The 8,316-nt window shown below is 72.8% G+C and carries 9 protein-coding genes; 4 read left to right on the plus strand and 5 right to left on the minus strand.

Features of this window, described 5'->3' with window-relative positions; all coding sequences use genetic code 11:
* Positions 1-99: 99 nt before the first annotated feature.
* The gene (locus ABZ471_RS46385) at positions 100-384 is read left to right on the plus strand and encodes a DUF6332 family protein (protein WP_359075191.1); all 285 of its coding nucleotides are present in this window, start codon (positions 100-102) and stop codon (positions 382-384) included.
* Here ABZ471_RS46385 and ABZ471_RS46390 read toward each other — a convergent pair.
* The 3 genes from ABZ471_RS46390 to ABZ471_RS46400 all read right to left on the minus strand — a co-directional run bounded on the left by ABZ471_RS46390 (position 345) and on the right by ABZ471_RS46400 (position 2,969).
* Entirely contained in the window at positions 345-1,010 is a 666-nt protein-coding gene (locus tag ABZ471_RS46390) for a response regulator transcription factor (RefSeq protein ID WP_359075192.1), read from the minus strand. The genes ABZ471_RS46385 and ABZ471_RS46390 overlap by 40 nt on opposite strands.
* Positions 1,007-2,227: a sensor histidine kinase gene (locus ABZ471_RS46395; protein ID WP_359075193.1), complete on the minus strand. Its 1,221-nt coding sequence runs from the start codon at positions 2,225-2,227 to the stop codon at positions 1,007-1,009. The genes ABZ471_RS46390 and ABZ471_RS46395 overlap by 4 nt, the downstream gene beginning before the upstream one ends.
* 91 nt (positions 2,228-2,318) lie before the next feature.
* The gene (locus tag ABZ471_RS46400) at positions 2,319-2,969 is read right to left on the minus strand and encodes a TetR/AcrR family transcriptional regulator (RefSeq protein WP_359075194.1); all 651 of its coding nucleotides are present in this window, start codon (positions 2,967-2,969) and stop codon (positions 2,319-2,321) included.
* Between the two features lie 184 nt (positions 2,970-3,153).
* Between ABZ471_RS46400 and ABZ471_RS46405 the strand changes: the two genes are divergently transcribed.
* Positions 3,154-4,191, plus strand: coding sequence for a medium chain dehydrogenase/reductase family protein (locus ABZ471_RS46405; protein WP_359075195.1), 1,038 nt, complete (start codon positions 3,154-3,156; stop codon positions 4,189-4,191).
* A 33-nt stretch (positions 4,192-4,224) separates the two neighbouring features.
* Here the strand turns inward: ABZ471_RS46405 and ABZ471_RS46410 are convergent, their stop codons facing one another.
* Positions 4,225-4,929: a TetR/AcrR family transcriptional regulator gene (locus tag ABZ471_RS46410; protein ID WP_359075196.1), complete on the minus strand. Its 705-nt coding sequence runs from the start codon at positions 4,927-4,929 to the stop codon at positions 4,225-4,227.
* Between the two features lie 146 nt (positions 4,930-5,075).
* Here ABZ471_RS46410 and ABZ471_RS46415 point away from each other — a divergent pair, with 146 nt between their 5' ends.
* Positions 5,076-5,531 carry a nitroreductase family deazaflavin-dependent oxidoreductase gene (locus ABZ471_RS46415; protein WP_359075197.1) on the plus strand — a complete coding sequence of 152 codons (456 nt, stop codon included), beginning with the start codon at positions 5,076-5,078 and terminating at the stop codon, positions 5,529-5,531.
* On the opposite strand, the gene ABZ471_RS46420 is transcribed toward ABZ471_RS46415, so the two are convergent.
* Complete coding sequence (locus ABZ471_RS46420) at positions 5,521-6,780, minus strand: geranylgeranyl reductase family protein (RefSeq protein WP_359075198.1); 1,260 nt, start codon at positions 6,778-6,780, stop codon at positions 5,521-5,523. The genes ABZ471_RS46415 and ABZ471_RS46420 overlap by 11 nt on opposite strands.
* Before the next feature lie 132 nt (positions 6,781-6,912).
* On the opposite strand from ABZ471_RS46420, the gene ABZ471_RS46425 reads away from it, so the two are divergent.
* Positions 6,913-8,268 carry a dipeptidase gene (locus ABZ471_RS46425; RefSeq protein WP_359075199.1) on the plus strand — a complete coding sequence of 452 codons (1,356 nt, stop codon included), beginning with the start codon at positions 6,913-6,915 and terminating at the stop codon, positions 8,266-8,268.
* The last annotated feature ends 48 nt before the right edge of the window (positions 8,269-8,316 follow it).

Genomic DNA, 8,316 nt, shown 5'->3' on the forward strand with positions numbered 1-8,316 from the left:
GGGCGTGGGGGCCCGCACAGGCGTGGGGCCCCGCCGGCGGGGGGGGGGGGGGGGGGGGGTTGGTTGTCCCGCCGGGCGCACGTCTGTGAGACTGACGGTATGTACGCATACGGGGGACGGCGCAGCAGGGCCGAGCAGGACGCGGCCACGGTGGAGATCGGGTACGCGCTGGTCAGCGCGGCCTTCGCGGCTGCTGTGGTGTTCGGGGTCGTCGCCGGGCCCGCACTGCTCTTCGATCTGCCGCATCTGCTGTCCGCGGCGCTGCTGCGGATCGGGACGGTCCTCGCGCCGGTGCTCTTCGCGGCCCGGGTGGTCAGTGTGCTGGTCCGCTTCCGGCGGGAGACTCAGCCGAGCCAGCCCGGCCGTACCAATCCGGACTCGTAGGCGAGGACGACGAGCTGGGCGCGGTCCCGGGCGCCCAGCTTCACCATGGTGCGGCTCACATGGGTCTTGGCGGTGAGCGGGCTGACCACCAGGCGTCGGGCGATCTCCTCGTTGGACAGGCCGATGCCGACCAGGGCCATCACCTCCCGTTCCCGCTCGGTGAGCCGAGCGAGGGCGTCGGCGGCCGCGGGCTCCTTGGAGCGGGCCGCGAACTCGGCGATGAGACGGCGGGTGACACCCGGCGAGAGCAGCGCGTCGCCCTCGACCACTGCTCTTACGGCGCGCAGGAGTTCTTCCGGCTCGGTGTCCTTCACCAGAAACCCGGAGGCGCCCGAACGGATCGCCTCGAAGACGTACTCGTCGAGTTCGAAGGTGGTGAGCATGACCACCTTCACGTCCTGCAACCCGTCGTCCCCGGTGATGCGGCGGGTCGCGGCCAGGCCGTCCAGCCGGGGCATGCGGATGTCCATCAGGACGACGTCGGGCCGCAGTTCGCGCACTTCGCGCAAGGCCTCCTCGCCGTCGGCGGCCTCTCCGGCCACCTCGATGTCCGGCTGCGCGTCGAGCAGCGCCTTGAAACCGGCCCGCACGAGCGACTGGTCGTCGGCGAGCAGTACCCGGATCACTGGTCCTCCCTGGTGTGCAAGGGCAGTACGGCGAGGACCCGGAAGCCGCCGTCGGGGCGCGGGCCCGCCTCGATGGTGCCACCCAGCGCGGCCGCCCGCTCCCGCATGCCGGCCAGCCCGTTCCCGCTGCCGCCCGCGTCGGCTCCGGTCGCGGGCCCGTCGTCGTCGATCCGCAGCCGGAGTTCGCCACCCTCGTGCTCGAACAACACGCGCGCGTACCGCGATCCGGAGTGCCGTACGACGTTGGTCAGGGCCTCCTGCACAATGCGGAAGGCCGCGAGGTCCGCGCCGGGCGACAGGTGCGGCGGCTCGCCCCGGACGTCGACGGTCAGGCCCGCGGTCGCCGCCTGGTCGACCAGTTCCGGCAGCCGGGCCAGTCCGGGTGCGGGGGCGCGCGGCGCGGCGCCCGGTGCGCGCAGGGTGTCGAGGACCTGGCGCACCTCCCCCAGAGCCTCCTTGCTGGCGGCCTTGATGGTGGTGAGCGCCGCGCGCGCCTGCTCGGGATCGCTGTCCAGCAGGGCAAGTCCCACGCCCGCCTGGACGTTGATGACGGAGATGCTGTGCGCGAGCACGTCGTGCAGCTCGCGGGCCATCCGCAGCCGCTCCTCGTCCGCGCGCCGCTGGGCGGCCTGGGCCCGGTCCGCGCGCTCCCGCGCCCACTGCTCGCGCCGCACCCGGACCAGTTCGGAGAGTGCGACGACGGCCAGCACCCAGGTGGCGACGACGATCTCCTGCCCCACGCCCGCCGCCTTGTCGCCCTGGGGCGGAAGCCGGCGGTAGAGCCACAGCGCGACCAGGGCGTGCCCCGCCCACAACAGGCCGAGGGCCGCCCAGGCGGCACGCCGGTGCCCGGCGACGACGGCGCTGAAGCAGCTGACCGCGACGGCCAGGAAGACCGGGCCGTAGGGGTAGCCGGCGCCGAGGTAGACCAGGGCCGCGGTCGCCGTACCGAAGACGACGGCCACCGGGTGGCGCTGCCGCCACAGCAGCAGAAGCGAGGCCACGAGCAGCAGGAGGCGCGCGTACCCGTCGAGCTGCTCCCGGTGGGGCTGCGCGTGCGCGGCGAAGTTCGAGCCGCCGAGGACGAACGCGGTGATCAGCACGGTGGAGCGCCAGGGCCATCGCGCGGGTCGCGGCTCCCGGTCGCCGGGGCGGTGCCACCACGGGGGCCCGTCCCGCCACCAGTGCGAGGGACCGGGTCCGCGCTGCTCTTCCATGCCCGTCACGCTAGACGCCGCCAGGCTGCGGGGACGTCAGCCGGGCGAGGTGACCGCGGATACTCCCCGGGGAGTACGACCGCCCCGACGCTCAGCGCCCGCCTGCCAGTCCCTCCACCTCGGTGGTGAAGAGCAGCTCCGCGTCGAAGCCCATGCCCGTGAAGTGGCCGGCGAGTTCCAGGGAGAGGGCTCCGTGTAGGCGGGTCCAGAACGCCAGGGCGCGGCGCAGCACGGGCGGTGGGGCGGGATGGTCGCCCGCCCATCCGCGGTGGTCCGCGAGGTGGGTCTCGAACGCGTCGGGCGATGCGGCCCGGGGCTCCTCGGCCGCGCAGACGTCGAGCAGGGCGGCCATGATCTCCTGGGCGATGGCGGTGATGTCGTCCGGCGCCCGGTAGCCGGGGACGGGCGTGCCGTAGACGAGGAAGTAGCGCTGGGGATCCTCCAGCGCCCAGCGGCGCAGCGCCCGGGCCAGGCCGGGCAGGCCGGAGCCCGCGTCGGCCGCGGCGCGGAAGGTGTCCGCCAGGCTGCGGTAGGCGTCCCGGACCAGTTCGGTGATCAGGTCGTCCCGGCCGCCGAAGTACCTGTAGAGCGCCGGGCCGCTCATGCCCAGCTCCTTGGCGATGGCGTTGAGGGACAGCCCCGACGCGCCCGCGGTGGCGATCTGCTCCCAGGCCTTCGCCTTGATCTCCGCCCGCACCTGACTGCGGTACCGCTCCCGGGGACTCGCCGCGCCTGCCGCCATCACCCTCACGCTCCTCGTCGTCGTGGTTTCAACGTATCACTGTCGATAGAGGGCGTAACGAGACCTGTCCACGAGCACTTGACACCGGAGCTAGTGAGCTTCATTTTAGTTATAGCTTCTAACTCAAGCGAACTGCTCTAGCCACCCGGTGTGCCGGCAGTCCCTCTCCGACCTGGAGGTCGTCATGGAAAGCAAGGAACTCGTCGAGGTCGTGCTGCCGGGCACGGTCGAGCCGGAGGGGCTGCAGCTCCGGCACCGGGACATCCCGCTGCCGGGTGCCGGCCAGATCCTGGTGCGGATGGAGGCCACCGGGGTGTCCTTCGCGGAGCAGCAGATGCGCCGGGGCCGCTACTACGACCAGCCGCCCTTCCCGTTCGTGCCCGGCTACGACCTGGTCGGCACGGTTCTCACGGCCGGCACCGGCGTCGCACCGGGCCTCGTCGGCAAGCGGGTGGCGGCTCTGGTCAAGGTCGGCGGCTGGGCCAGTCATGTGCTGCTCGACGCGGCCGATGCGGTGGAGGTGCCGTCCGGGATCGGCGCGGCGGAGGCGGAGACGCTGGTGGTCAACGGGATCACCGCGTGGCAGATGCTGTACCGCAAGGCCCGGGTGCGCAGCGGCGGGACGGTCCTGGTCCACGGCGCGGGCGGCGGTGTCGGCACGGTCCTGGTGCAGCTCGCGCGCGCGGCCGGCCTGAAGGTGATCGGCACGGCGTCCGCGCGCCACCACGAGGCCCTGCGCGACCTGGGTGTCACCCCCGTCGACTACCGCACCGAGAACGTCCCGGCCCGGGTCCGGGAACTCGCCCCCGGCGGGGTCGACGCCGCCTTCGACCACCTCGGCGGGCGCAGCGTCACCGACTCCTGGCGGCTGCTCGCCCCCGGCGGAACCCTCGTCTCCTACGGGAGTGCCACCACCCGGGACGACTCGGGCTCCAAGCAGTGGCCCGTCCTGAAGATCCTCGGCCGGGTGTGGTGGTGGAACGCGCTGCCCAACGGCCGCCACGCGTACTTCTTCAACGTCTGGGCAGGCCGCGCCCTGAACAAGGACGGCTTCCGGACCCGGCTGCGTGCCGACCTCACCCAGGTGTTCCACGCCCTGCAGCGCGGCGAGGTCACCGCACCGATCGCCGCCCGGCTTCCGCTCACCGAGGTCGCCGAGGCGATGCGGCTGGCCGAGTCCGGCACGGTGACCGGGAAGGTCGTCCTGATTCCCGAGGCATAGGTGAGGCCGGGAGCCGGTCCCGGCCTCCGGGCGTCAGGGGCGGCCCAGCCCCACGCCCAGTCCCACGCCCTGGGCGAGCCGGGCGGCCGCGTGCCGGAAGAACGTCTCCCGGTCCTCCACCACCCGGTGGAACTGGCCGAACAGCTCGAAGCCGACCAGCCCGAACAGCTGGGACCAGGCCGCCACCAGCGCCACGGCCGCCTCGGGAGGCAGGTCGGGTGCAAGATCCGCCGCCATGCGCTCGGCCTCGGGACGCAGTTCGGCGGGGAGGGGCAGGTCGGCGAGGCCGGGGCCCTGGAGGGCGTCGCGGACGATGCCGATGAGGAGCAGGCCCACGCGCGCGGCGGCCGGGACGGTGGCCTCGGGGGCGGAGTAGCCGGGCACCGGAGACCCGTAGATCAGGGCGTACTCGTGCGGATGGGCGAGGGCCCAGGTGCGCACCGCCTCGCACACGGCCGTCCAGCGCCGCACATGGTCCGCGACCGCGGCCGTCGAGTGGGCCGTCTCCGCCGCCTCACCGAGGGAGTCGTAGGCGTCGATGATCAGCGCGGTCAGCAACTCGTCGCGGCTGGGGAAGTAGCGGTAGAGCGCCGAGGAGACCATGCCCAGCTCGCGGGCGACGGCCCGCAGCGAGAGCTTCGCCGCGCCCTCCGCCGCGAGTTGTCTGCGCGCCTCGTCCTTGATGGCGGCGGTCACTTCGATCCTGGCCCGCGCGCGGGCGCCCTGTGCGGTGCTCATACCAGCAGTGTGCCACGAGGGCAGAGCAGTGCACACAAAGAGAAGCGGTGCACCAAAAAGAGAGCACCGCTCTTGCTCTGGAGCACCTGTCTCCCCCACACTGGAGTCAAGCGAGAGCACCGCTCTCCCAAACTGTGGGGGTCTCCATGTCGTCGTCTTCGCCCTACTACCTCAAGGGCAGCCCGCTGAACGTCCGGCTGAACGGGATCATCGGCTGGCTCGCCCGGCACGGTCTCAGCATCGCGGGCACCGCCGAGATGTCCGTGCGGGGCCGCAAGAGCGGGGCGATGCAGCGCATCCCGGTCAACCCGCACACCCACGAGGGCGAGCAGTACCTCGTCTCGGCGCGCGGCCACTCGCAGTGGGTGCGCAACATGCGCGCCGCCGGCGGCGGCGAGCTGCGGGTGGGCCGGAAGGTGCGCGCGTTCACCGCGGTGGAGCTTCCCGACGCGGAGAAGCTCCCGATCCTGCGGACCTACCTGGAGAAGTGGGGCTGGGAGGTCAACCAGTACTTCCAGGGGGTGACGGCCAAGTCGTCCGACGAGGAGATCGCCGCGGCCGCCGCCGACCACCCGGTGTTCCGGATCACCGTCACGAAGTGACGGGGTCCTCGGCCGGAGCGGCCGGAGCGGCCTGCACAACCGGCCCCCGGTCCAGCGCGGTCAGGGCGCGCTGGGCCATCGGGTGGGAGCGGACCAGCTCGCCCAGGGAGGTCGCCCCCTGCGTGATGTCCTTGAACGCCCTCCAGGCGGGGCGGAAGCCGGTGAGGACCGCGTGGAGGATGCCGGGACGGCGTTCGAACGCGGCGAGCATGCGCTTGCCGACGCTCATCTCCACGCCCAGCCGCGCCTTGATCGCGAACGCGTAGTTCAGGGCCTGGCGACGGGTGTCGACGGCGTCGTGCGCCTCGGCGATCCGGACCGCCCACTCCCCCGCAAGCCGGCCCGAGCGCAGCGCGAAGGAGATGCCCTCGCGCGTCCACGGCTCCAGCAGCCCCGCCGCGTCACCGCAGACCAGCACCCGGCCGCGGGAGAGCGGCGAGTCGTCGGCCCGGCAGCGCGTCAGGTGCCCGGAGGAGATGCTCGGCTCGAAGCCGGCCAGCCCGAGCCGGGCGATGAAGTCCTCCAAGTACCGCTTGGTGGCGGCGCCTTCGCCGCGCGCCGAGATCACGCCGACCGTCAGCGTGTCGCCCTTCGGGAAGACCCAGCCGTAACTGCCCGGCATGGGGCCCCAGTCGATGAGCACCCGCCCCTTCCAGTCCTCGGCGACCGTCTCCGGGACCGGGATCTCCGCCTCGAGGCCGAGGTCGACCTGGTCCAGCTTCACTCCGACGTGCGCCCCTATGCGGCTGGCGCTGCCGTCGGCGCCGACCACCGCGCGGGCCAGGACCGTCTCCCCGCCCTGGAGCACCACGGCGACCGTACGCCGGTCCGGCACCGCGGAGCCGTGCTGCTCGACGCGCTGCACCGTGACGCCCGTACGCAGTTCGGCGCCCGCCTTCTGGGCGTGCTCGACCAGCAGCTGGTCGAACTCGGGGCGGTTGATCAGCCCGAACAGCATCTGCTTGGAGCGGCGGGTACGGGTGAAGCGCCCGTTGTTCGAGAACGTGATCGCGTGCACGCGGTCCCGGAAGGGCAGTTCGAAGCCGGGCGGCAGCGCGTCTCGCGAGGGGCCGATGATGCCGCCTCCGCACGTCTTGTAGCGGGGCAGCTCGGCTTTCTCCAGCAACAGCACGCGCCGCCCCGCGACCGCCGCCGCATAGGCGGCCGAGGCCCCCGCGGGTCCCGCACCCACCACGACGACGTCCCACACCCGCTGCACGTCGTCCGCCGAAGAGTTCTCGCCGCTCACGATGGTCTACTGCTCCGATCAAGCCGCTGCCGCACCTTATCCCCCGCATCCTACGGCGACGATCGTCGCAGGCCACTGTGGGAGGATCGGTCTACTCAGCTGTACAACGTCGCACCTACGAGGAGCGTGCCCATGTCGTCGAATCCGGTCGCCGAGACCGTAGCCTCGCTGCTGCCCCGGGCCAAGGCGGAGCTGACCGAGCTGGTCGCCTTCAAGTCGGTGGCGGACTTCGCGCAGTTCCCGAAGAGCGAGAGCGAAGGCGCCGCGAACTGGATCGCCGACGCACTGCGCGCCGACGGCTTCGTGGACGTGGCCCCGCTCGACACCCCGGACGGCACGCAGTCGGTGTACGGCTACCTGCCGGGCCCCGAGGGTGCCAAAACGGTTCTGCTCTACGCGCACTACGATGTGCAGCCCCCGCTGGACGAGGCGGGCTGGACCAGCCCGCCCTTCGAGCTGACCGAGCGGGACGGCCGCTGGTACGGCCGCGGGACCGCCGACTGCAAGGGCGGTGCGATCATGCACCTGCTCGCGCTGCGCGCGCTGAAGGCGAACGGCGGCGTCCCCGTGCACGTAAAGGTGATCGTCGAGGGCTCCGAGGAGCAGGGCACGGGCGGCCTGGAGCGGTACGCCGAGCAGCACCCCGAGCTGCTGAAGGCTGACGCCATCGTCATCGGCGACGCGGGCAACTTCCGGGTGGGCCTGCCGACGGTGACCACCACCCTGCGCGGCATGACGCTGGTGCGGGTCCAGATCGACACCCTCGCCGGCAACCTGCACTCGGGCCAGTTCGGCGGCGCCGCCCCGGACGCCCTGGCCGCCCTGATCCGCGTCCTGGACTCGCTGCGCGCCGAGGACGGCTCGACCACGGTCGACGGCCTCGACGCCACCGCGCGGTGGGAGGGCCTGGAGTACGCCGAGGAGCAGTTCCGCACGGACGCGAAGGTGCTGGACGAGGTCGGTCTCCTGGGTGACGGCTCGGTCGCCGACCGCATCTGGGCCCGTCCCGCCGTCACCGTCCTCGGCATCGACTGCCCGCCGGTCGTCGGCGCCACCCCGTCGGTGCAGTCGAGCGCCCGGGCCCTGGTCAGCCTGCGCGTGCCGCCGGGCGTGGACGCGGCCGAGGCCACCAAGCTGCTGCAGGCCCACGTCGAGGCCCACACCCCGTGGGGCGCCCGGGTGAGCACCGAGCAGATCGGCCAGGGCCAGGCGTTCCGCGCCGACACCACGAGCCCGGGCTACCAGGCGATGGCCGACGCGATGGCGGTCGCCTACCCGGGCGAGACCATGCAGTACGCCGGCCAGGGCGGCTCCATCCCGCTGTGCAACACCCTCGCCGGCCTCTACCCGCAGGCGGAGATCCTGCTGATCGGCCTGAGCGAGCCGGAGGCGCAGATCCACGCGGTGAACGAGAGCGTGTCCCCCGAGGAGCTGGAGCGGCTGTCGGTCGCGGAGGCGCTGTTCCTGCGCAACTACGCGGCGAGCTGATCCCTTCTGCGGACGGTAGGCAGCGCCCTCGCCCATGGGCGAGGGCGC

This window comes from Streptomyces sp. NPDC005728, from assembly GCF_040630895.1.
Taxonomy (GTDB): Bacteria; Actinomycetota; Actinomycetes; order Streptomycetales; family Streptomycetaceae; genus Streptomyces.

Excerpts from the sequence above, each read along its gene's own strand:
- ABZ471_RS46415 (WP_359075197.1), top strand. The coding sequence starts at position 5,076 with ATGTCGTCGTCTTCGCCCTACTACCTCAAGGGCAGCCCGCTGAACGTC.
- ABZ471_RS46385 (WP_359075191.1), top strand. The coding sequence starts at position 100 with ATGTACGCATACGGGGGACGGCGCAGCAGGGCCGAGCAGGACGCGGCC.
- ABZ471_RS46400 (WP_359075194.1), bottom strand. The coding sequence starts at position 2,969 with ATGGCGGCAGGCGCGGCGAGTCCCCGGGAGCGGTACCGCAGTCAGGTG.
- ABZ471_RS46425 (WP_359075199.1), top strand. The coding sequence starts at position 6,913 with ATGTCGTCGAATCCGGTCGCCGAGACCGTAGCCTCGCTGCTGCCCCGG.
- ABZ471_RS46405 (WP_359075195.1), top strand. The coding sequence starts at position 3,154 with ATGGAAAGCAAGGAACTCGTCGAGGTCGTGCTGCCGGGCACGGTCGAG.
- ABZ471_RS46410 (WP_359075196.1), bottom strand. The coding sequence starts at position 4,929 with ATGAGCACCGCACAGGGCGCCCGCGCGCGGGCCAGGATCGAAGTGACC.
- ABZ471_RS46395 (WP_359075193.1), bottom strand. The coding sequence starts at position 2,227 with ATGGAAGAGCAGCGCGGACCCGGTCCCTCGCACTGGTGGCGGGACGGG.